We start from the raw sequence: 22,149 nt of genomic DNA on the forward strand, positions 1-22,149 counted from the left end.
GCAACTAATTGATATATTAGGACGTATAATAAGAGTATATATGGAAGCAAAATTTTCACCACGGGTTAAGGATGTAATACAATACAGCAGGGAAGAGGCATTACGCCTTGGACACGACTATATTGGTACAGAACACCTTTTACTTGGCCTTATCCGTGACGGAGACGGCGTAGCTATAAAACTGCTAAGAGAACTGGCGGTTGATACAGCAAGATTGCGTCGTTCTGTGGAAGACGCTGTGAAAGGAACTATAGGAACTAATGTACATATTGGCAGCATACCATTAACCAAACAAGCCGAAAAAGTATTGAAGATAACTTACCTTGAAGCAAAAATATTTAAAAGCGATGTAATAGGTACCGAGCATTTATTGCTATCTATTTTGCGCGATGAAGATAATATAGCATCACAAATACTAATGCAGTTTAATGTTAATTATGAAGTGTTTAAAAGCGAGGTAGAATCGCATAAAAACAATATAACTGACGAGATGCCCGGCTCATCAACCGGCGGTGAGGATGATTTTAAAGACGAGGAAGCATTTAATCAGCCTAAAAAGGTATCAGACATTAAATCAAAAACACCGGTATTAGACAACTTTGGCCGCGATTTAACCCGTGCTGCAGAGGATGGTAAATTAGACCCTATTGTTGGTCGCGAGAAAGAGATAGAGCGTGTATCGCAAATTCTATCACGTCGTAAAAAGAACAACCCTATTTTAATTGGTGAGCCTGGTGTTGGTAAATCTGCCATTGCCGAAGGTTTGGCGTTACGTATAGTACAGCGTAAAGTATCGCGTGTATTGTTTAACAAACGTGTGGTTACGTTAGATTTGGCATCATTAGTTGCAGGTACCAAATACCGTGGTCAGTTTGAAGAGCGTATGAAAGCCGTGATGAACGAGCTGGAAAAATCACCGGATGTTATTTTGTTTATTGACGAGATCCATACCATAGTTGGTGCAGGTGGTGCTTCAGGTTCGCTTGACGCGTCAAACATGTTTAAACCGGCTTTAGCAAGGGGCGAGATCCAATGTATTGGTGCTACCACGCTTGATGAGTATCGCCAGTTTATAGAGAAAGATGGCGCTTTAGATCGTCGTTTCCAAAAAGTAATGGTTGAGCCTGCTACACCAGACGAAACTGTTGAGATATTAACCCGTATTAAAGATAAATACGAAGAGCATCACGGCGTAACGTATACTGATGAAGCTATACAAGCTTGTGTTACTTTAACTACAAGATATATCACCGACCGCTTTTTACCGGATAAAGCTATTGACGCTTTAGACGAATCAGGCTCGCGCGTTCACTTAACTAATATCCACGTTCCGCAAGAGATATTGGATATCGAGAATAAAATTGAGCTGATAAAAGTTGAAAAGAATAAAGTAGTACGCAGCCAGAAATACGAAGAAGCAGCAAAACTACGCGATACTGAAAAACATTTGTTAGAGGAATTGGAGACAGCTAAGTCTGCCTGGGAAGCCGAAACAAAATCAAAACGTTACACCGTAACCGAAGATAATGTTGCCGAGGTTGTATCAATGATGACCGGTATCCCGGTACAGAAGGTTGGCCAGGCTGATAGCCAGAAATTGCTTCACATGTCTGAAAAGATAGGTGAAAAAATTATTGGCCAGGATGATGCGGTTAAAAAACTTACCCGCGCAATCCAGAGGACCCGTGCCGGCTTGAAAGATCCTAAAAAACCAATTGGCTCATTCATATTCTTAGGCCCTACAGGTGTTGGTAAAACAGAGTTAGCCAAAGAGCTTGCCCGTTTTATGTTTGATACTGAGGACGCGCTGATACAAATTGATATGAGCGAGTACATGGAAAAATTCGCTGTGTCACGTTTAGTGGGAGCGCCTCCGGGCTATGTAGGGTATGAAGAAGGCGGACAATTAACAGAAAAAGTACGCCGTAAACCATACGCTGTAGTATTGCTGGATGAAATAGAAAAAGCTCACCCTGATGTATTTAACATCTTATTGCAAGTGTTGGATGAAGGGCAGTTAACTGATTCATTGGGCCGTAAGGTTGATTTCAGGAATGCTATCATCATCATGACATCAAACATTGGTGCACGCCAATTGAAAGATTTTGGACAAGGTGTAGGCTTTACTACAAATGCCAAAAGTACCCAGGCTGATTCGCACTCAAGAGGTGTGATTGAAAACGCTTTAAAACGTGCTTTCGCTCCTGAGTTTTTGAACCGTATTGATGATGTGATTGTGTTTAACTCGTTAGGCGAGGAAGAAATATTTAAAATCATTGATATTGAGTTAGCCGCTTTATTTGGCCGTGTTAATAGCTTAGGTTATAAAATTGAATTAACTGAGGTAGCTAAAAAGTTTATTGCTGATAAAGGATACGATTCGCAATTTGGTGCACGCCCGTTAAAACGTGCTATCCAAAAATATTTGGAGGACCCAATTGCCGAAGAAATATTAAAAGGCGAACTGAACGAAGGTGATACCATGCTGGTTGATTATGATAAAGAAGCTGATGAGATTAAAATATCTCCTAAAAAAGTTTCTAATAAAAAGCCAAAGCAGGAAGAACAGAATTAAGATTAATATAAACAAAGAGCCTCCAATTTTGGGGGCTCTTTGTTTGTTAAGAGAAACTTACGAAGTTTTAAACGGCGAAGCCCTCAATGAGCCTTTAGAAACAAACAATACCCAATTAAACTTCATAAGTCTTATACATCTTACAAAAAAAATAAAAAAAACAAACTAAACATTAAACCTTTGCGTTCTAAAAACATCTTACTTGTGTAAAAAATAATATCACTATGAAAAAAATGTTATCTATAGCGTGCGCAGCCCTGGTAGTGGCGGCATTAGCGTCTTGCAAAAAGACATACGTAACCAACGTTAATCCTGCTCAAACTTATACTGTTACCGTAGCTGCAAACAGCTGGGCACAAACTAAGGATGGTAAATCAGATTCGGTATCGCTTAAAGCGCCGGCTATTGACGATTTCTTTAACAATAATGGCGCTACGTTGGTGTACTTCTCTTTCTTTAAAGGAGTGTATGAGCAAATACCCGAAGTTTACAATAATGTATCATACAGCTATTTCCATTATGTAGATAGCCAGGGCGGTCATTTAATACTATATTCTCAGCCAATAACCGGCGCACCGGTTAAACCAACCAGCGATATCGTTGTGAAATTGGTTTTGGTGCCATCTAGTTAATAATAAATCAATGCGGTATAAAAAAAGCTGACCGAAAGGTTGGCTTTTTGCGTTTGATCCCGGCTTACCTATCGCTTGGTGACGCTCTTGGCCGCTAAGGCCTAGTTCTTTTTCCTTAGATGAAAAAGAACCAAAAACTAAGCGTAGCGACCTCATGAACACCCATAAAAACAAAAATAGGTGAATAAATCAAGTCAGACGAGAGGCTTCTTTGCCGCGCGGGCTTTTGCCTGCAAAGCAGTTAAAACCACGGACTGCATAATTTTGCTCCATATCGCACAGCCATTGCCCTGGCAAAAAGACGCTATGCCCTTCCAACCGCACAGTCCAACTTGTTTTACCTATTTTCGCCCGAAGCTTTTCGTCTGACATTACCGCCATAACCGAGATTCGGCTATTTGTGCACAATAAAAAAAGCGTAAAGGCCTGTCAGGGCGCGCGGCCGGGAGTCTTGCCCGTGAGGTGGCAGCGATCGGCCTGACTTGATCTTTTGGTTATTTTTGTATCAAGACATGCGGCGTAGCCCTCTTGAGCACATTGAAAAAACAAACAACTGCGAAAAACGTAACTGGCCTTAGCGGCTAAGAGCGTCACCAAGCGATTAGACCGAACAAAAAAAGCCAACCACAGAGGTTAGCTTTTTAAATATTTTGATTTGAGTAAACCTATTTTTCCATTTGCTCAATAACAGCAGCTGTAACTCCGGTGAAAGAGAACCCGCCATCATGGAAAAGATTTTGCATGGTAACCATTTTAGTCAAGTCAGAGAATAAAGTCACGCAGTAATCAGCGCATTCGTCAGCACTTGCATTTCCTAGCGGACTCATCTTTTCGGCATAATTTATAAAGCCGTCAAATCCTTTAACGCCCGATCCGGCAGTGGTGCGGGTTGGCGATTGAGATACGGTATTGATACGCACTTTCTTTTTGGTGCCATAATAGTAACCAAAGTTACGGGCAATGCTTTCCAGCACCGCTTTGTTATCGCTCATGTCATTATAATCAGGGAATACACGTTGTGAAGCAATGTAAGTTAATGCTACAACCGATCCCCACTCGCTTATCGCATCCATTTTCATGGCGGTTTGCAGCACACGGTGCAAGCTCAATGCCGATATATCAAATCCCTTGTGGGTAAACTCGTAATTGTTTTCGTAATAAGGTATGCCTTTGCGCACGTTAATGCTCATGCCTATCGAGTGTAAAACAAAATCAACCGGTCCGCCAAAATGCTCCATAGCCTGGGTGAACAAGTTTTCGATATCCGCGGCAACAGTAACGTCGGCAGGGATAACCGGGGCCTTAATTTCGTCGGCCAGTTTATTTATGGTACCCATGCGCAAAGCGATAGGAGCATTGGTTAACACAATTTGAGCGCCTTCTGCATAACAATGCTGGGCGGTTTTCCAGGCGATAGAGTTTTCGTCTAATGCGCCAAAAATTATTCCTTTTTTACCTTTTAATAAATTATAAGCCATGTTTTGATTTTTGTTTATAATGGTGGCAAAGGTAGGTATTTCCTCAATTACAATTAAATATAAAAACTACGTACGCTGCTGTAATGCAATAGATAATAAAGGCGGTAAATAATATTATTTATCAAAGACTAGAAAAGATAGCTATGAAATGCTTTCTTTGGTTTACCAATTATTAAAAATGAAAAAGCCTTTTGTCCTTATAGCAGCGTTGACGACCTGTTTTACAGTTGCCCATGCGCAAGACTATGTTAAATATGTTAACACGCTGCAAGGCACCTATTCCAACTACGGGCTTTCTTACGGCAGCACTTACCCTACAATTGGATTGCCATTTGCCGAACATTTTTATTCGCCACAAACTAACAAAAACGGTGAGGGTTGGAAATACCAGTACCAAGCCGGCGAGATCCGCGGTTTTGAGCAAGTGCACCAGTGCAGCCCGTGGATGGGCGATTATGCCGTGTTTTCATTAATGCCGGTACAGGGTGAGCTGAAGGTGACGGATGATGACCGGGCCGCCGCCTTTAAACACGAAAATGAAATTGCCAAACCAAGCTACTATAAAGTAAAATTTGATAACGGCATGGCCGCGGGTGTAACCGTTACCGAGCGAGGCGCGCACATGCGTTTTAGCTTCACTGGTAAAGCTGATAATTATGTGATTTTTGACGGCTATCGCGGCGATTGCGAGTTACAAATCATACCCGAAGAGCATAAGATCATCGGCTTTGTAACCAATGGTACATTTATCCCCAAAGGGTTTAAAAATTACTTTGTTATACAATTTAACCAACCATTTACCGCCTATGGCACCTGGCAAAAAAAGGACAAGCTGATAACCAAAGACGAAAAAACAAAAAGTGGCAAAGCCATTGGCGCTTACTTTCAGTTTAAAAAAGGCGCGATGGTTGAGTGTAAGATGGCATCGTCATACATCAACGCGGAACAGGCACAACTTAATTTTGATACTGAGCTAAAGCCATTTAAAACCTTTGAGCAAACCCAGGCCGCGGCCACCAAAATATGGAACGATATGCTGGGCCGCGTAGCTGTGGAAGGTGGTACCGAGGATGAAAAAGCCACTTTTTACTCGTGCTTGTTTAGGGCCAATTTATTCTCGCGTAAGTTTTATGATCTGGGTAAGGACGGTAAACCCTATTACTTTAGCCCTTACGATAGTAAGATACACAACGGATACATGTATACTGATAATGGTTTTTGGGATACTTTCAGGGCTCAATTTCCTTTAAGTAATATTCTGCACCCCGAAATGCAGGGCCGTTACATGCAAAGTTTATTAGATGCGCAACAGCAATGTGGCTTTTTCCCGGCGTGGTCAAACCCGGGGATGTCTGGTGTAATGCTGGGCAACCATGCTATTTCATTACTGGCAGATGCCTGGGCAAAAGGCATCCGCACGTTTGACCCTAAACAGGCGCTGGCAGCTTACCTGCACGAGGCTACAAATAAAGGTTTTTGGGGTGGGTCGAACGGGCGCGAAGGCTGGAAAGATTATTTTGAATTAGGATATATACCAAAAGGCGAGGTGTTTGAATATGGCGCCAAAACTCTGGAATATGCCTATGATGATTTTTGCGCCTACAACCTGGCAAAAATGACAGGTAACACTCTTTACCAGCAGATCTTTGCCCGCCAGATGTATAATTACAAAAACCTATACGACCCCGAAGTTGGTTTTATGCGCGGCAAACTGCGTGATGGAAATTGGCTGCCGGATTTTGACCCGATAGAATGGGGAGGCCCTTTTACAGAAGGAAACTCATGGCAATATAGCTGGTCGGTTTTCCAGGATGTGAACGGGTTGATTAAACTAATGGGTGGCGAAGACAAATTTGCCGCCAAACTGGATACTTTTTTTACGACCAACAGCAATGTTAAAGTAGGCACCTACAAACAACAGATTCACGAGATGACCGAAATGCAGTTGGCCAAAATGGGCCAGTACGCGCATGGTAACGAGCCCGATATGCATGTGCCCTACCTTTATAATTATGTGGGCCAGCCATGGAAAACTCAATACCGTGTGCGGCAGATCATGGATAAACTATACAACGCGGGCCCTAAGGGTTATCCCGGCGATGAGGATCAGGGGCAAATGTCATCGTGGTATGTTATCAGTGCTCTGGGGCTGTATAGCGTATGCCCCGGTACAGATCAATATGTAATTGGCAGCCCGGTATTTGGTAAGGCCACTGTTAGTTTAGAAAACGGAAAGAAATTTACAGTGATAGCCAACAACAACAGCAAAACTAACGTGTACATACAATCGGCAACCTTAAACGGGAGAACCTACAGCGCCAATTATATTACCTATGCGGATTTGATGAATGGCGGCACGTTGATATTACAAATGGGAGCACAGCCTAATAAAAGTCGCGGTACTGATATGGGTGACAGACCGTTTTCATTATCCGCACTTACGAAATAAGACCCCATCGGGCAATGTCATTAAGTTAAATATTTGCAAATGCGCCGTAGGCGCAAAAGGTCGGTAGTAAAAACACATTATATATTCGATAGCGTGCCGTCAGGTACGCTACTTCGCAAGTTTCGTACCTGACGGCACGGGTTTCTGATTTATTTTTCCTACTACCGACCTTTAGCACCTACGGCGCTATTATCCCGAGCTTATGTTAAATTAGTTCTGGTAAACAATCAGCATCGACAGATCTTCATTACCCGCGGGCTTAATACCATGGCTGCTACCCGGTAAAGTTAATATACCATCGCCGGTAGTTACGTGGATGGTTTTGCCGTTCATTTGCAGCTCGCCATTACCATTAAGGATATAATAGATCTCTTGTGCTTCCTGCAAGTGATAACCTATTGACGACCCCGGATGCAAAATCCGCTTGCGAAAAGTAACCTTATTGCCTTTAAATTTACCAAAGAAGGGATAAGCCGTACTCTTACCGCCACCATTATGCGGACCAACATCATCAACAGCGATATCTTTTTCATGATCAAGCACGTAACCTTTGTCTTGCTGTACAAACGTAAATCCCGCCAGGAAAAGTAAGGAAAATGCTAAAGCGGTGATGAGGAAAGTTGGGAGGTGGAAGTTGAGTTTCATAGTATTAAATATTTTAATGGGTGTCATGCTGAGGTTCTCGAAGCATGCGGGCTGGCCTTTACGCTCACCCTTCGAGTGCCTCAGGGTGACAGCCCTGTTTTTTTATGCCAACTGCCAACTACAAACTGCCGAGCAGCTCCCTTGCATTCTGCAATGCGCTTTCGCCCGGTTTATCGCCGCTTAACATTTTGGCTATTTCTAAAATACGCTCGTTGTTATCTAATTGTTTAATGCGGGTGCGGGTGGTGTCGGCTTCATCGTCTTTAAAAACAAAGTAATGGCTTTGGCCCTTGCTGGCAATTTGCGGTAAGTGTGTAATGGTGATTACCTGCAGATTGCCGGATAATTGCTCCATAATTTGCCCCACTTTATTAGCCACCTCGCCGGATACACCTGTATCAATCTCGTCAAAAATAATGGTAGGCAAGGCCGTGTTTTTAGCGATCAGCGATTTTATGCTCAGCATTAATCGCGACAGCTCACCACCCGATGCTACTTTGCTCATTTCGGCTAAGGCATGGCCCTTGTTGGCCGAGAATAAGAAACGCACAATGTCAGTCCCATTTTTTGTAAGCTCTGATGTGGTTGTTGATTCGATAGTCAAAGCCGAATTAGCCATACCCATCTCCGCCAATGTTTGCAGCACCTGTTCTTCAATCACCGGGATAGCTTTTAATCTGTTGGCTGATAATTGCGCGGCCATGTCTTCCAGTTCTTTTTTATCCAGGCTGATTTGTTGTTGTAGTTTCTCAATAACCTCGTCACCAAAAACAGCTTGCTGAATCTTGCCTGACAGTTCGTCCTGCAATTGCAATAGTTCGACATTAGTATTTAAACGATGCTTTTTCTGCAAGTTGTAAATGATACTTAAACGCGTATTGACATCCGCTGCGCGGGGTTCATTAGTATGGGTGCGTTGTTCTATATTTTCTATCTCGGCTGATATATCTTTAAGCTCGATGATGGTACTGTTTAACCGTTCCTGCAATTCTTCTATCTGCGGGTTAAATTTTACAAGTGACCCTAACTGTTGCCCTGCTTCGCGTAATTGCGTTAATGCCGCGGCATCGCTATCCTGCATTAAATAGTTTGCACTAAGCAGGTTGCGTTTTATTTCTTCGGCATTGTTTAGAGCATAAAGTTCTTGTTCTAATTGCTCCTGCTCATCTGCTGATAGGCCGGCTTTCTCCAACTCATCATACTGGAACTGGTAATAGTCCAGGTCGGCTTTGGCTTTACTGCTTTCGTCTATTAACTGCTGTAATTTAGTAGTTGATTTTTTATAAGCGCGAAATTTGGTTTGATATTCAGTTAAAAGATCAGGATGCTTAGCCACCGAATCAACCACCAATAACTGAAACTCGGGGTCGTTGATCTCCAACGTAGCATGCTGCGAGTGGATATCGATCAGCTTTTCGCCTAATAATTTAAGCGAGTTTAAATTTACCGGCGTATCATTTACAAATGAGCGCGACTTGCCATCGGCAGAAATCTCGCGCCTTAGTACGGTTTCGGCCTCGTAGTCAAGGTCGTTATCTTCAAAAAAAGTTTTAAGGTGGAAATTGGCAATTTTAAAAGTGCCTTCAATAACACATTTTTTTTGCTGATTAAAAAAGTACCGGCTCTCTGCCCGCTGACCCAGGATAAGCGAAAGCGCACCGAGGATAATAGATTTACCCGCGCCGGTTTCGCCGGTTAAGATATTTAGGCCGCCATCGAAACTAATTTCAAGGGTATCAATTAAAGCGTAATTACTTATACTGAGTTTTTGAAGCATAAAAAAGTATCCTTGTTTGGAGGATACTAAATTACAATTTACTACATAAAGACTTACGAAGTTTAAGTCGATGTTGATATTTTTTTAAGGCCTCGTTAAAGACTTACGAAGTTTATAAGACTTCGTAAGTCTAAATTGCGCATTAATTAGGTTTATAAAGGTATATTTTCTGTAGCTGCCGGTTTTACCTCTTTCTGTGATGCTTTATCTTTTTCTTCAGCTTCGCGTGCTTTTTGTTCTTCTTTCCTGTCGGCTTTTTCCTGCTTTTTGCCTGCTTCCTTCGCTTGTAAGTCGACCTCCATTTTCTGCATCTCTTCTATTTGTTTCTTAAATTTAGGGCTATCATAATACTTGGTCATGTCCTTTATTTGTTTTTTAAACTTAGGGCTGTCATAATATTTGGCCATATCTTCAACCTGTTTTTTAAATTTAGGGCTGTCGTAATATTTGGTCATTCCCTCTATTTGCTTTTTAAATTCGGGGCTATCATAATATTTAGCCATGTCTTCTGCCTTTTTCTTAAACTCAGGGCTGTCATAGTATTTACCCATGTCTTCGCCGGCTTTTGCCATGTCCTCTACCTGTTTTTTAAATTCAGGGCTATCATAATGTTTAGCCATATCAGCGCCCGACTTTGCCATGGCTTCTATTTGCTTTTTAAACTTAGGGCTGTTAAACTGTTTGGTCATCGCCATAGATTTTTCAATCATCAACTTTTGCTGTTTCTTCCACTCTGGGCTGTTAAACTGTTTAGCCATCGCCATAGATTGCTCTACCATCGCTTTTTGCTGCTTTTTGAAGGCATCGCTTTGATAAAAATTACGCATTTTCATGTGCATTGAATCATCCATCCTGAAATGCATATCGGCAGCTTTACTTAAAAAATCTTCTTTATCAGCCGCAGGCATTTCGTTTACAGAGTTGTATTCTTTTTTGTTGCCGTTCTCGTCCTCAATTACAATTTTGTATTTCTTTTTGGTGGTATCGGTAAGGGCGGCTTTTGTGGTATCGGCAAGTTTTACGGTAAAGTGCTTTTTATGCTTAGGCGCCGGCGGTAGTTTAGGCAGTTCTGCCGGGCCGGTAATTGCCGCGGTTACCAGGCGTATGGCAGGCGCGTTTTTAATAATTACTTTACCATTTTTAATTTCCGGGTTTAACCAGGCTATGCTGCTAATGCTGCAGGTTAGGGCCAATACTGTAATTAGTATGGGGCGTATATTTACGGTTTGTGTTTTAGTTTTCATGATACGTTCAATTCGGTTTAATAATTCATACTTTTTGGTGGTAGCGGCAAGGGCCAGTTGCCACTGATGTTGTTTGTTTTCCTCGAGTTTTAACAGCGCTTGTGCGTAAATGAACGGACTGCCGGTAACGCGCACAACCATATCGTCGCAGCAGTTTTCTCTTTCTTCGTTAATTGTTTTGGCAATTAGCCTGGCGAAAGGGTTAAAAAACAACAGGATACCTATAACCTGCTGTATAAAGTTTAACAGGTAATCGTTGCGTTTGATGTGGGCCAGTTCATGAAGCAATATGGCTTCAATTTCATCGGTAGTTAAATGACAGGTTATGGATACCGGCAGCAAAATGATAGGCTTAATAAAGCCGGTAATGCAAGGCACATCCACCCACTCGCTAAAGGCGGCTTGTATTTTATTTTTGATATCGAGTGTTGCCGACAAGCGTTTGATGGTATTGTCGAAGCCTGCCTCACTTATATTTTGGCGGATGCGGTAAATGCTGTTCCACGCCAGGGTTAGGCGCAGGGTATTAAACACCAACCCGACAACATACAGCATAGTCAGGTAAGGCATATAGCCCGATATGGTAAAGTAAAGCCTGTTAGCCGGCGCGTTAACATCATGCATCAGCGCAGGCAGTGTGATAGGCGCAATTTGCAGTGCCGTTGTAGACAGCCAGTTATAATGCCCCAGCTCATTAAATAGCGTGACAACAAACCAGCCCAGCATAAACGTTAAAGCACCATAACTTACCCAATACTTTAAAGCGGCCGACTTACCCGGGAAAACCAGCATAAACAGCCGTAACCCAATGTAAATAATTAACCCCTGCCACAACGAGTGTACAATGGTGATCCCTAAAACCTGGCTGATGTTATATAACAGATTTTGCATGATATTAATGTTTATTGTTTTAACTAACCTTTAATTAACTACTCAAAACTCATCACTCACTACTTACCACTCTCAAACTTCCTAAGATATTCCCTTATCGCATCAATCTCGTCAGACGATGCGCGGTGCTGGCCGAGGGCCTGTATCACCAGGTCGGCGGTCGAGCCTTTAAAGACCGTGTCCAGGATCTTATCCAGCGCGGTGCCTTGTGCCTGCTCACGGCTTATTACTGCTTTATATAAGTGCGTTTTAGCATTAGTGTCGCGTTCAACTAATCCTTTGTCGGCCATTATCTGCATCAGTTTAAGGGTGGTGGTGTAACCGGCATCCTTGGTGCGGGTCAGTTCCTCGTGCACATCGCGCACGGTGCATTGGCCCTTTTCCCAAATTACCTGTAAAATTTCAAGCTCGCTCTCTGTTGGTTTCAGTTCCATAATTTCCTTTACTACGAATATCTTCGTACAAAGATGTACGATAGTTTTCGTATATGCAAATAGTTTTAAATATTTTTTTGTTAAAATTTGTTAAAAGCACTGATGCTGATGTATATAAGGCGTTTAAAAAGGGAGAATGTTACAGTGGGAGTGAAATTTTTGGGCGAGGATTGGGCTTTGCCACCCGATAGCTATCAGCTAAATAACCGCATTGTTTTCCTGATAGAACCTTTCCGGTTTTTTGATGTTCATATAAACAAATGAAGACCACGACTCCAAAAGCTTTCAATTATAAAACCGGCCAACTAATTGTTGTAGGTGCTTCGGCCGGGGGGTTGAATGCGCTGATTAATTTAGTTGAGCAATTACCGGAGAACTTTCAGGCCCCGGTGCTGATTGTACAGCATATTTCTGCAGACGCTTCAGGCGATGTACTTTTAAACGCCTTAAACAAGCAAGGCAAACTTAGATGCGTCCATGCAGTACATGGAGAGATCATTCAAGCCGGCAATGTTTATTTAGCGCCATCTGATCATCACCTCCTGGTTGGCACAGACGGACGCCTTAATGTTACCAAAGGTGCACCGGAAAACCGTTCACGCCCGGGCATCGACCCACTATTCCGATCGGCCGCAGTTGCATTTGGAAACAGGGCGACCGGAATTATACTAACCGGTTACCTGGATGATGGAACGGCCGGGCTCATAGCTATCAAAAGATGCGGAGGCACTTGTATAGTGCAAGATCCAAAGGAGGCTGACTATCCCGATATGCCTAAAAATGCCCTCAACCAGCTCAAGGTGGATTATTGTATCACTATCGCAGAAATGGGTGGCATACTTACTAAGCTGGTGGCCGGGAAGCCCGGCAGGCAAAAAGCGATCCCCAAAGATATTCAGCGTGAAGCCATCATCGCCGAGCGGGTATTGAGCGATCTGCCTTCGGTAAACGCCTTGGGCAAACAGGTGCCGTTCAATTGTCCGGGTTGCGGCGGTGTGCTATGGAAGATAGCTAAAGGGCCCCAATTGAGATACCGTTGCCATACCGGCCACGCTTACACTGCGGCGGCGTTGCTGGCCGAGCAAACTAAAAAAATTGAAGAAACAATGTGGACCGCGTTGCGGATGTTTGAAGAAAGAAAAAACCTGCTAACTACACTTGCGAAAGATCAAAGCAGTGCTCAAGGCCGTTCGGCCGCAGAGCGGGCAAAATTGTCCCAGCTACATATTGACCGCATCAGGACATTCCTGCTGGCGGATGACAAAGCAACCAGGAGTGATCTGCCGAAGTGACAAAATCAACCTCGTTGATTACAACATTGAAAGATTAAAATAAAGCCCTCGCCGGTATCCGGAAAGGACCTAACTATTTGGCACTAAAAAAAACGGCTATTTATTAAAACCAGCATTGCTGTTTAAAAATTTACTGTTTTAATACCTTCTGCGGTCGTCTGGATGGTAAATGCGTACCCTTCTGTGCGACCGGTGGTTGTAGGCAGTGCGCGTGTTGCTATTCCTGCCGTTATCATAACCGTTACGGGTTTGGGTGGTCCGGGTTTGCTGGGTGGTGGTGTTGTTGGCATTCCTGCCGTTATCATAACCATTATGGGTTTGGGTAGTCCGGGTTTGCTGGGTTGTGGTGTTGTTGTCATTCCTGCCGTTATCATAACCGTTACGGGTTTGGGTGGTCCGGGTTTGCTGGGTGGTGCGCGTGTTTCTGCTGCCCTGGGTTTGGTATTGTCTTTGCTGGCCAAATGTGGCGGTGATAGCTATAACTACTATAGCGATCATCAATAATGATCTTTTCATAATATCGTCTCCTCCTTTAAGATTATATTAACTTACTACAAGTAGTTTTATAGTTTGTTTTAAATTATGCAGTTATATTTTATTTTAAAGAATATTTTTTAACCGGTAGTTGTTGTTGAGGGGGCGCAGAAAACTATGCGTCCTGTTGCTTGTGCGGACGCAAACAGCGGAGGTACACAAAATCCTAGGCCTTTGTTGGTGTTATCACCAACAAAACCAACATGCCGGTACTTGTTGGTGATAACACTAACAAGGGCGAGTACCTTTGTGCCAAGAGGCGCAACGTGAATAAAGTTTTGGGCGTTTCCGCCGATAGAGACGGCCGCGCTATATGCTTATACCCTGCCACCGCTGCATACTCGCGCCAGTTTTGAGCGCCCAAGTTCGAAAACCGTTAAGGCCCATACCGATGCCGGCTTATTAAGCCACAAACAGCAAGACCTTAACGGTATTACAATAAAATGCAAGGTTAGGTTTAATTGGTGTAGGCAGGTATACGCGCGATCTGAAGGAGTGCTACGGACAGAGTGGGCGTAATTACCTGGCGATGGTTTTAGCGGTTAGCCAGTAACAATGCGGCGTAGGCGTGCTGCTTGTAATTTTTGTGCGCTTTGCCTAAAGGGTGGCCCGTAGCATCGGTAATTTGGTACTGGTCCTTTCCGGCGTATTTAATGTGTAGGAGGCTTTCGCCTTTAACATTACAGTACGATCCATTCTTTTTCACGGTGCCTAACTGCCGGCCGTCGGCAGTGGTAACTTTTCCGCTCATGTCGACAGAGAACAGGCCCTTGTCCGTGTTGTCGCGCACCACATCGTTTTTGTCGATGTAGCCGATTTGGTTGCCCGCCTTGTTAAACAGCCAGCCCCTGGAGTTAATGATAAATTGTGGTGTGGCGGCCTTTTGGGCAATTAAGGTGAATGAATTGGTGGTAATGATTGTTAACAGGGTTAACAAAAGCAGGGGGAACTTTTTCATTGTACAAATATTTAGGGGTTAATATTGATTGTATTAAAGTTACAATAAATAATATTGTTTTTAATTGATTTTTACGGTGTTAATAAATATTATTTTTACTTGACTATACAGGTTTGGTTGCCCCTGCCTTGATTTTTTGCACCATGCCCGCGTTAGGGGTAGCAGCGGATACCGGCCCTTTTTCCAGTTTGCAGTTGTTAGTTTGCAGTTAGCAGGTATTTGCAGGTTGGTTATTTCTTGCAGAAACTGAGCCTAAGGCCTGCAGGCGTATGAGCGGATAACCCGGGCCGCAGGCAACGCCCTACACTTTTAATATCGGCTCTGCCATCGTTAGTATTATCATCAACAATTACCGATATTTTGTAATTTAGCCATATGGCCAATATGAAAAACTTAAAAAAAATAACAAGCAATATCATTAACCCGATAATAACCGGTATAGCCCTGACCCTAATTTTTGCAACCATCTGCCATGCCCAAGAAACCGTTGCCGGCTGGGTAAAATATGATAAAAACCCGGTGTTGGGTGGTAGTTTCGGGACAATATTTGATATTACAGTTCTGCGTGATGGTGACGGCTACAGCATGTGGAGTTCATGGCGGCCGCAGAAGAGTGTCGCGCTATCTACCAGTAAAAATGGGTTAACTTGGACAGATCCGGTGTCGGTACTTACGCCAAACGCGGACAATAAATGGGAGTCGGACTTAAACCGGCCCTGCGTGGTTAAAAAAGGAAATCTTTACCATATGTGGTATACCGGCCAGGCCGCGGGGAAATCATGGATCGGTTACGCAACCAGTACTGATGGCAGGGCCTGGACCCGCATGAGCAAGACACCCGTGCTGTCCGCCGAGTTGGCGTGGGAGAAAACATCGGTAATGTGCCCCAGTGTAATCTGGGATGCCAAAGCCGGTATTTATAAAATGTGGTACTCGGGCGGCGAACAGTACGAACCGGATGCCATCGGCTACGCAACCAGTACAGACGGCATCAACTGGAAAAAAAATACAGAGAACCCTATCTTTAAAAATGACCCTGCTAATAAGTGGGAACAGGCAAAGGTTACCGCTTGCCAGGTAATTAAACAAAAGGACGGTTATTTAATGTTCTACATCGGGTTTAGAGATGTAGACTACGCCCAGATTGGCGCGGCACGGTCGGCAGACGGGATCCATAACTGGGTAAGGCACCCCCAAAATCCCCTCATCCGTCCGGGTGATGGCTGGGATGCCAGCGCGGTTTACAAACCCTACGCCATTTTTGACGGCAAGCAATGGCTATTATGGTACAACGGCCGCAAAGGCGGCAAAGAACAAATAGGGGTTGTGCTGCACAAAGGCGAAGATTTGGTGTTTGGTAAATAAACACCATCAAGGACATCGACACCCGTTGGCAATTGCCGGCTACCTCACAGCCTAAAACTTACGGCATAAAAAAGCCCTTGCCGGCATTACGCCAACAAAGGCAGGAATTAAACTAATTAAGATTTTTGGCGGCTTTTTCTTTTGCCTTAGTTAGCCAGTAGCAATGGGCGGCGCAGGCATGCAGCTTGTAGTTTTTATGTGTTGTGCCTATATTATGCCCTTGCGGGTCTAAAATTGCACAATTTTCTTTATCGATATCTTTGGTGGTTACTATACTTTGGCCGGCATTGTTAACAAACGATCCGTTCATTTTAGCGAAACCTAATCTTCGCCCATCAGCGCTTATCACATTTCCGACCTTGTCAATAAAGTATAATTTGCGATCGGCGTTGTCTTTAACCACATTGTTTTTGTCAATATAACCCAAGCGGGCACCTGCCGAATTATATATTCCGCCCTTGGCATTAATGTAAATTTGGCCATCGGTATTGGGTTTTGTTTGTGCAACCGCAGTAACAGAGAAGCCTATCATGATGGCTAACATCATTGATAGTAAAAGATTTATTTTTTTCATGATCAATTTATTTAATAAACAGGATTTTATGTATACAAAAATCCTGTTTATTAAATAAATTAAAATGATGACGGGCAGCGCGTTAGGTGATAATTATCACTAATGGTATTCTGTACCAACCAAAACAGGGCATTTCTACAGAGCCGCATTGAAGTATGGCGTACAGGCCTTTGCCTGCATGCTTCGAGAACCTCAGTATGACACCCTTTTTGCATTATTAATTCACTACATATTAAAAACGTTCCATTTATGCCCGTCCGGGTCCTCGAAGCTAAAGCCATAGTAGCCTGCGCCAAATTCGGCAGGTTGGCTAAAGATGTTGCCGCCGGCGTTACGCACCTCGGTGGCCCAGGCATCCGCTTCTTCGCGGCTATCGGCCCAAAGGGTAAACATTATTTCGTTACTACCGGATAGGTCGGCCGTGCCGGTATTTACCGGGTCTTTAAAATGATCATGCGAAAAAAAGTGCACCACAAAACCGTTGTCGCCAATTTTAAAGCTGGTCAGTTCATTGGTCTTGTTACGCCCTTCGTTTGATGTAAACCCTATCGCGGTATAAAACTTGCGGGTGTGCTCTACATCTTTTACGGCCAGGTTGGCCCATATTTTTGTCGGTTGCATGATTTTTTATTTAAAGGTATAAACAATTGGGATATTAAAGATGTTTTGATTGCCCTCAACACGCGACATGTCAGAAATGACATAATATCTATCGCTTCGCCCGGCATTACAAAGTACGGAAACATTGCCTGATAAAATGGTGACGTAACTTTGTCACCACATTTTAAGTTAAGTTTTTTAACCGGTGGGGCTGTTGCAGTTAACGCACCAATGAGTACGTATAAAGTTTGGTAAAAAGTGGCAGTTTTTGGCAGTTACAGGTACACCAGCCACACCCCACGGCAGTTGCAGGTACACCCATTGCAGGTGTACGCAGTTTTGTGTAAAATTCTGTAAGTCATCAATCTAACAACAAAAACCGCCCTGATTTTTTAAAATATTCCACCATTTTTTTTGAAAAAAGAGGGTGAAAAAAATGGGGTGTTAATTCTTCTGCAATTCCTGGTACTTGATACCATTGGCAGGGTCGGCCTTGGTGAAGATGTTGAGCGCGTCTATACGTGGCTGCGGGTCGGTATGGGCGTATAGCGAGATCAGTTCATCGCACTTAGCCGTAAAAAACACCAGTGGGAACATGGCCCCCAGTCGTTGCCTGTCTAACTGCGTAAGGGCAGGCAACAGCGCCGATATGGCTTTGCGGCCCTTGGTGGCGTTGTCGGCCATTACATCCAGCCCATTGCGGTGGTAATCGTACATAAAGCTGCGGAGGGGGGCGTATACCTTGTTATTAAGGTTCTCGGCCAGCCAATAGCGGTTAGTATTACTGTCGAACGCTTTCCAACCCTTATAGTTGGACGCTTGCGCATTGGTAACCACGGTTTGGGCCAGGTTAAAATACGGCGTGCCACTGTAACGCGCAAAGGTATCGTTGTCAACCCCAGCTATAACATAAGCGTAAAACGCCATTACCGAGCCCAGGTTTGATTGAAAGCTTTGGTTGGTATAGTCGATGGTTTGGCCCTCGGTATAGCTAAACTCGAAGTCTTTATCATTAATACTTAACAGCGTAGTGTTGTAATTGGAGTTAAAAACCGGGCGTGAGGATTGTACCTGCAGCTCGCCGGCGAAGTTACTGCCGCCATCCCAGGTAGTAATGTTGAGGATGAAGTTGCAGTCTAACCGTTCTTGTGGCAATACGTTTTCTGTCAACCATTTATGGCCGTTCAAAAAGTCCTTCATCGCTGTCTCCAACGATTGGAACACGCGCTTATTAGTAGTTTGGACCTTAGGCGTAAGTACGGTTATACGCGCGTTTAAATCCTGCGCACGGGCGGCTAGGCTCAACAAAAACAACGCTATACATATACTTAACTGCTTCATTTTATCAATAAGGTTACTATTTTTTGGCAGATATCCTTAGCTACATCCTCCTTGCTTTTTAGGGCGAAGGTGGTAGTTTGCAAGTCGCGGTCTATAATGGTGATCTTATTGGTATCAGTCCTAAAACCCGCCCCCGCATCACTCAACGAATTTAGCACAATAAAGTCCAGGTTCTTCTTTTTAAGCTTAGCTATGGCGTTCTGCTCTTCGTTGTTGGTTTCCAAAGCAAAGCCTACCAGCAGTTGGCCCGGCTGTTTGTTATCGCCTAAGAACTTTAAGATATCCGTGGTCTTTTTGGTTTCGATGGTAAGGCCGCCATCCTGCTTCTTTATCTTTTGCAGCGCGATGGTAACCGGCGTGTAATCGGCCACGGCGGCGCTCATTACACATACGTTAGCATCGGTATAGTTCTGTTGGCAGGCTTCCAGCATTTCGGCAGCGGTAGTTATATCAATACGTTTAACAGAACGCTGCTTACTTACCTGCGCAGATGGCCCAGAAACCAATATAACATCAGCACCCAAGCGAGCTAACTCATCAGCCATGGAAAACCCCATCTTGCCTGATGAATGGTTGCCTATAAAGCGCACCGGGTCTATAGCCTCATAAGTGGGGCCGGCAGTAACCAATACCTTCTTACCCACTAAAGGAAGTTTCTTTTTAATATCAGCAGTAAGGAAAGCCATAATCTCTTCCGGTTCGGCCATACGGCCCTCGCCATGCAGGCCACTGGCCAGCTCGCCGGTGCCGGGCGCTATCATGATATTACCGAAAGTATGCAGGGTTTCAATATTAGCCGTGGTAGACGGGTGCTTCCACATATCCAGATCCATTGCCGGGGCAAAGTACACCGGGCATTTGGCTGATAGGTAAACGGCGGTAAGCAAATTGTCAACCAATCCGTTAGCCATTTTAGCCAGGGTGTTGGCGCTGGCTGGGGCAATGATCAAAACATCGGCCCAAAGGCCCAGTTCTACGTGGTTGTTCCATTCGCCGGTTTCGGGTGCAAAGTATTCAGAATAAACTGGGTTTTTGGATAGGGTAGAAAGCGTTAAGGGCGTAATAAAGTTGGTAGCATCGGGCGTCATTATAACTTGTACGTTGGCTCCTGCCTTCACAAGCAGCCTCACCAATAAAGCCGATTTATAGGCAGCAATACTGCCACATACACCTAAAACTACATTTTTACCCTCAAGCATCTTGTTAAAGTAAAAAAATAAAAAGTCAAAATTCAAAACAAAGGTAGCCCAATGCTTTTGAATTTTGACTTCAAACTTTTGAATTAAAAGGAGACTATGCTTCTTTTATCGGATTGCGATAGTATATTTTACCATCTAAAAATTCCTGAACGGCAACCAATGATGGTTTAGGCATTCTTTCGTAATGTTTAGATATTTCAATTTGCTCACGATTTTCAAAGATCTCTTCTAAGTTATCGTTTGATGAAGCAAATTCAGAAAGCTTTGCATGCAATTCTTCCTTAACATTGTTTGATATCTGGTTTGCCCTTTTAGACATAATTACCAGCGACTCATAAATGTTTCCTGTTTCTACATCCAGTTCGCGTAAATCGCGGGTTACCGTGCTGTTTGCAATTGCAGGTTTTGTTGGGTTATTATTAATGTTACTCATATCTTATTTGATTATGGCATTTTTTTATGAATGTCCTGTGTTTCTGATCTGGTCTGTATAAATACAGAGTCTTTTCTGGCTAATTTGCGGGCAAGTCTTTCGTTATCGTTTGCCTGGGCTATTATTCTTTTAGCATCCTGTATACCGGCTGCGCTATCTTTTTTTAGTTTCTGCGCTTGTGATAAATAAATACTTTTTGGGTATTTATCTGTAAACTGGTCGGCAAAAGTTATAGCTTGTGTATAACGCTCTTCCTGTTTGTACTCGCGGCTTTGGTGCGCATACTCATATTGCGCTTTGATGGTTAAAAACTCCAGCTCTTCTGCATATTTAGTATCCGGGTAATCGCGCAGCGTATTACCAAACGCAATAACTGCCGATTGATTTTCGCCAATAGTTAAGTACAATTTAGCGTTCGAGTATGCTTTTAACTCTAAACGGTCGCGTAGGTCCTGTATCAATTTACTTGCTTCAGCAACACGCTCGCTTTTTGGATAAAGGTTAATAAACAATTGCAGCTTCTCTATACACTTATAAGTATTCTCCTGGTCTAACGAGAAACCCGGTGCATCAAGGTAATAGCAATATGCCGTTAAAAATCTGGCTTCTTCAGCTCTCGGGTCAGACGGGTATGAAGTAGCAAACTCATTAAAGTGATAAGCCGCGGCTGTATAGTCTTTCAACTTATAGTTAGCCATGGCATTCAAATAAAACAAATCGGTGGCGCCATCAGTACCGCGATAGCGTGTTAGCAGGGTTTCAAATAAACCCAATGCTTTGGCGTATTCTTTCTTCTCGTACAGCCTCTTGCCTTCCTGGAATTTTTTAGCATTATCATTACTTAGCTTTAGCTTATCGTACTTGCTTTTACACCCAATTATGGCGAAAAGTAATACTATTAATAAGCCGGCAAATAATGGTAGTTGTTTTTTAAACATTTTGCAAAGATAAGGAATATTATAAATCAGTCAATTTTTTATTTAGAGGCTAATATATAAGGTGTTTTTTACTATATATATATATGGTGCCTATTTTAACATCTTTTAACGATTGGGATCAACTACTAGTATATAATAGTACACCATTTTAATAAATGGATGATACTATATATAGTAAGGCATTATAATTTGTTTATTTACACAATAGCTTGGTCTGGCTACTTAATACCAACTACCAAATACTTTGCTTGATTTTTTTCAGGCTGATTTGCAAAGTGTTAACAATACACTTTCATTATTTCTTACAAACTATTTGCACGGGTCAAAACTATATGTACCTTTGCAGCCCGCAAAAGAGATAGCGGATTGTTCTAATAACACTTCAAAATACAAGCAAAAAATTATTTAAAATATAATTTGCAGAAGTTAAAAAGGTTCATACCTTTGCAGTCCCAAAACAAACGGGACAAAATTAAAAGAGTTACCGAAAGCGATTTTCGGATACAAAAAATTGAAAAAGTAATCACTGTTAAAAGTGAAAACATAATAGATCTGAACCGCGAGGCAAAGACAAATGTTCTTTTAGGAAATAGAAAATCATGTAGAAAAGCGGGCCGAATTTAGAGTTGGCAGTTTAAAGTTGGCAGTAAGCGGGAGGAGTTAGCAATAACAATAACTGCAAACTAATAACGGGTCACTGCAGGCTGGACAAGGAGGTTTGCGAGAAAAGAGGAAACTGGAGAGATATTGTATAAAGATATATATACAATGATTAACAGATTCTATTATT

19 protein-coding genes are annotated in these 22,149 nt (G+C 43.0%); 6 read left to right on the forward strand and 13 right to left on the reverse strand.

Annotated features, from left to right (window positions below; translation table 11 throughout):
• Positions 1 to 40 precede the first annotated feature (40 nt).
• Positions 41 to 2,575 carry an ATP-dependent Clp protease ATP-binding subunit gene (locus tag JWQ34_RS06900; protein WP_299355835.1) on the forward strand — a complete coding sequence of 845 codons (2,535 nt, stop codon included), beginning with the start codon at positions 41 to 43 and terminating at the stop codon, positions 2,573 to 2,575.
• A 224-nt stretch (positions 2,576 to 2,799) separates the two neighbouring features.
• Positions 2,800 to 3,207 (forward strand): hypothetical protein, encoded by a 408-nt coding sequence (locus tag JWQ34_RS06905; RefSeq protein ID WP_299355837.1) that lies wholly within the window; start codon positions 2,800 to 2,802, stop codon positions 3,205 to 3,207.
• Between the two features lie 665 nt (positions 3,208 to 3,872).
• Here JWQ34_RS06905 and JWQ34_RS06910 read toward each other — a convergent pair.
• Complete coding sequence (locus JWQ34_RS06910) at positions 3,873 to 4,685, reverse strand: SDR family oxidoreductase (protein ID WP_299355839.1); 813 nt, start codon at positions 4,683 to 4,685, stop codon at positions 3,873 to 3,875.
• Between the two features lie 178 nt (positions 4,686 to 4,863).
• Between JWQ34_RS06910 and JWQ34_RS06915 the strand changes: the two genes are divergently transcribed.
• Positions 4,864 to 7,134: a GH92 family glycosyl hydrolase gene (locus JWQ34_RS06915; RefSeq protein ID WP_299355841.1), complete on the forward strand. Its 2,271-nt coding sequence runs from the start codon at positions 4,864 to 4,866 to the stop codon at positions 7,132 to 7,134.
• Positions 7,135 to 7,344: 210 nt separating this feature from the next.
• Here the strand turns inward: JWQ34_RS06915 and JWQ34_RS06920 are convergent, their stop codons facing one another.
• The 4 genes from JWQ34_RS06920 to JWQ34_RS06935 all read right to left on the reverse strand — a co-directional run bounded on the left by JWQ34_RS06920 (position 7,345) and on the right by JWQ34_RS06935 (position 12,125).
• The gene (locus tag JWQ34_RS06920) at positions 7,345 to 7,779 is read right to left on the reverse strand and encodes a cupin domain-containing protein (RefSeq protein ID WP_299355843.1); all 435 of its coding nucleotides are present in this window, start codon (positions 7,777 to 7,779) and stop codon (positions 7,345 to 7,347) included.
• Positions 7,780 to 7,897: 118 nt separating this feature from the next.
• Positions 7,898 to 9,556 carry a DNA repair protein RecN gene (gene recN / locus JWQ34_RS06925; protein WP_299355845.1) on the reverse strand — a complete coding sequence of 553 codons (1,659 nt, stop codon included), beginning with the start codon at positions 9,554 to 9,556 and terminating at the stop codon, positions 7,898 to 7,900.
• 152 nt (positions 9,557 to 9,708) lie between these two features.
• Positions 9,709 to 11,691: a M56 family metallopeptidase gene (locus tag JWQ34_RS06930; RefSeq protein WP_299355847.1), complete on the reverse strand. Its 1,983-nt coding sequence runs from the start codon at positions 11,689 to 11,691 to the stop codon at positions 9,709 to 9,711.
• A gap of 59 nt (positions 11,692 to 11,750) precedes the next feature.
• Positions 11,751 to 12,125 (reverse strand): BlaI/MecI/CopY family transcriptional regulator, encoded by a 375-nt coding sequence (locus JWQ34_RS06935; protein WP_299355849.1) that lies wholly within the window; start codon positions 12,123 to 12,125, stop codon positions 11,751 to 11,753.
• A gap of 260 nt (positions 12,126 to 12,385) precedes the next feature.
• On the opposite strand from JWQ34_RS06935, the gene JWQ34_RS06940 reads away from it, so the two are divergent.
• Positions 12,386 to 13,417, forward strand: a complete 1,032-nt coding sequence (locus JWQ34_RS06940; RefSeq protein WP_299355851.1) for a chemotaxis protein CheB — start codon at positions 12,386 to 12,388, stop codon at positions 13,415 to 13,417.
• A 138-nt stretch (positions 13,418 to 13,555) separates the two neighbouring features.
• Here JWQ34_RS06940 and JWQ34_RS06945 read toward each other — a convergent pair whose 3' ends face one another.
• The gene (locus tag JWQ34_RS06945) at positions 13,556 to 13,933 is read right to left on the reverse strand and encodes a hypothetical protein (RefSeq protein WP_299355853.1); all 378 of its coding nucleotides are present in this window, start codon (positions 13,931 to 13,933) and stop codon (positions 13,556 to 13,558) included.
• 221 nt (positions 13,934 to 14,154) lie between these two features.
• Here JWQ34_RS06945 and JWQ34_RS06950 point away from each other — a divergent pair, with 221 nt between their 5' ends.
• Positions 14,155 to 14,307: a hypothetical protein gene (locus JWQ34_RS06950; protein WP_299355855.1), complete on the forward strand. Its 153-nt coding sequence runs from the start codon at positions 14,155 to 14,157 to the stop codon at positions 14,305 to 14,307.
• A 179-nt stretch (positions 14,308 to 14,486) separates the two neighbouring features.
• Here JWQ34_RS06950 and JWQ34_RS06955 read toward each other — a convergent pair whose 3' ends face one another.
• Complete coding sequence (locus tag JWQ34_RS06955; RefSeq protein ID WP_299355857.1) at positions 14,487 to 14,909, reverse strand: 5-fold beta-flower protein; 423 nt, start codon at positions 14,907 to 14,909, stop codon at positions 14,487 to 14,489.
• Between the two features lie 384 nt (positions 14,910 to 15,293).
• Between JWQ34_RS06955 and JWQ34_RS06960 the strand changes: the two genes are divergently transcribed.
• A complete protein-coding gene (locus tag JWQ34_RS06960; RefSeq protein WP_299355859.1) occupies positions 15,294 to 16,274 on the forward strand; it encodes a hypothetical protein in 981 nt (326 codons plus the stop codon).
• 112 nt (positions 16,275 to 16,386) lie between these two features.
• On the opposite strand, the gene JWQ34_RS06965 is transcribed toward JWQ34_RS06960, so the two are convergent.
• The 6 genes from JWQ34_RS06965 to JWQ34_RS06990 form a co-directional block, all read right to left on the reverse strand.
• A complete protein-coding gene (locus JWQ34_RS06965) occupies positions 16,387 to 16,848 on the reverse strand; it encodes a 5-fold beta-flower protein (protein ID WP_299355861.1) in 462 nt (153 codons plus the stop codon).
• 225 nt (positions 16,849 to 17,073) lie between these two features.
• A complete protein-coding gene (locus JWQ34_RS06970) occupies positions 17,074 to 17,469 on the reverse strand; it encodes a VOC family protein (protein ID WP_299355864.1) in 396 nt (131 codons plus the stop codon).
• 423 nt (positions 17,470 to 17,892) lie between these two features.
• Positions 17,893 to 18,789 (reverse strand): DUF4835 family protein, encoded by an 897-nt coding sequence (locus tag JWQ34_RS06975; RefSeq protein ID WP_299355866.1) that lies wholly within the window; start codon positions 18,787 to 18,789, stop codon positions 17,893 to 17,895.
• Entirely contained in the window at positions 18,786 to 19,988 is a 1,203-nt protein-coding gene (coaBC, locus tag JWQ34_RS06980; RefSeq protein ID WP_299355868.1) for a bifunctional phosphopantothenoylcysteine decarboxylase/phosphopantothenate--cysteine ligase CoaBC, read from the reverse strand. Before coaBC ends, JWQ34_RS06975 begins: the two co-directional genes overlap by 4 nt.
• A gap of 94 nt (positions 19,989 to 20,082) precedes the next feature.
• Positions 20,083 to 20,421 carry a DNA-directed RNA polymerase subunit omega gene (locus JWQ34_RS06985; protein ID WP_299355870.1) on the reverse strand — a complete coding sequence of 113 codons (339 nt, stop codon included), beginning with the start codon at positions 20,419 to 20,421 and terminating at the stop codon, positions 20,083 to 20,085.
• An 11-nt stretch (positions 20,422 to 20,432) separates the two neighbouring features.
• Complete coding sequence (locus tag JWQ34_RS06990; protein ID WP_299355872.1) at positions 20,433 to 21,359, reverse strand: outer membrane protein assembly factor BamD; 927 nt, start codon at positions 21,357 to 21,359, stop codon at positions 20,433 to 20,435.
• Positions 21,360 to 22,149 lie beyond the last annotated feature (790 nt).

It is taken from the genome of Mucilaginibacter sp. (assembly GCF_028288185.1).
Taxonomy (GTDB): Bacteria; Bacteroidota; Bacteroidia; order Sphingobacteriales; family Sphingobacteriaceae; genus Mucilaginibacter.

What these genes read in the sequence shown, in the direction of transcription:
- JWQ34_RS06900 (WP_299355835.1), top strand. Translation starts at nt 41, where the DNA reads ATGGAAGCAAAATTTTCACCACGGGTTAAGGATGTAATACAATACAGC.
- JWQ34_RS06905 (WP_299355837.1), top strand. Translation starts at nt 2,800, where the DNA reads ATGAAAAAAATGTTATCTATAGCGTGCGCAGCCCTGGTAGTGGCGGCA.
- JWQ34_RS06910 (WP_299355839.1), bottom strand. Translation starts at nt 4,685, where the DNA reads ATGGCTTATAATTTATTAAAAGGTAAAAAAGGAATAATTTTTGGCGCA.
- JWQ34_RS06915 (WP_299355841.1), top strand. Translation starts at nt 4,864, where the DNA reads ATGAAAAAGCCTTTTGTCCTTATAGCAGCGTTGACGACCTGTTTTACA.
- JWQ34_RS06920 (WP_299355843.1), bottom strand. Translation starts at nt 7,779, where the DNA reads ATGAAACTCAACTTCCACCTCCCAACTTTCCTCATCACCGCTTTAGCA.
- recN (WP_299355845.1), bottom strand. Translation starts at nt 9,556, where the DNA reads ATGCTTCAAAAACTCAGTATAAGTAATTACGCTTTAATTGATACCCTT.
- JWQ34_RS06930 (WP_299355847.1), bottom strand. Translation starts at nt 11,691, where the DNA reads ATGCAAAATCTGTTATATAACATCAGCCAGGTTTTAGGGATCACCATT.
- JWQ34_RS06935 (WP_299355849.1), bottom strand. Translation starts at nt 12,125, where the DNA reads ATGGAACTGAAACCAACAGAGAGCGAGCTTGAAATTTTACAGGTAATT.
- JWQ34_RS06940 (WP_299355851.1), top strand. Translation starts at nt 12,386, where the DNA reads ATGAAGACCACGACTCCAAAAGCTTTCAATTATAAAACCGGCCAACTA.
- JWQ34_RS06945 (WP_299355853.1), bottom strand. Translation starts at nt 13,933, where the DNA reads ATGAAAAGATCATTATTGATGATCGCTATAGTAGTTATAGCTATCACC.
- JWQ34_RS06950 (WP_299355855.1), top strand. Translation starts at nt 14,155, where the DNA reads ATGCCGGTACTTGTTGGTGATAACACTAACAAGGGCGAGTACCTTTGT.
- JWQ34_RS06955 (WP_299355857.1), bottom strand. Translation starts at nt 14,909, where the DNA reads ATGAAAAAGTTCCCCCTGCTTTTGTTAACCCTGTTAACAATCATTACC.
- JWQ34_RS06960 (WP_299355859.1), top strand. Translation starts at nt 15,294, where the DNA reads ATGAAAAACTTAAAAAAAATAACAAGCAATATCATTAACCCGATAATA.
- JWQ34_RS06965 (WP_299355861.1), bottom strand. Translation starts at nt 16,848, where the DNA reads ATGAAAAAAATAAATCTTTTACTATCAATGATGTTAGCCATCATGATA.
- JWQ34_RS06970 (WP_299355864.1), bottom strand. Translation starts at nt 17,469, where the DNA reads ATGCAACCGACAAAAATATGGGCCAACCTGGCCGTAAAAGATGTAGAG.
- JWQ34_RS06975 (WP_299355866.1), bottom strand. Translation starts at nt 18,789, where the DNA reads ATGAAGCAGTTAAGTATATGTATAGCGTTGTTTTTGTTGAGCCTAGCC.
- coaBC (WP_299355868.1), bottom strand. Translation starts at nt 19,988, where the DNA reads ATGCTTGAGGGTAAAAATGTAGTTTTAGGTGTATGTGGCAGTATTGCT.
- JWQ34_RS06985 (WP_299355870.1), bottom strand. Translation starts at nt 20,421, where the DNA reads ATGAGTAACATTAATAATAACCCAACAAAACCTGCAATTGCAAACAGC.
- JWQ34_RS06990 (WP_299355872.1), bottom strand. Translation starts at nt 21,359, where the DNA reads ATGTTTAAAAAACAACTACCATTATTTGCCGGCTTATTAATAGTATTA.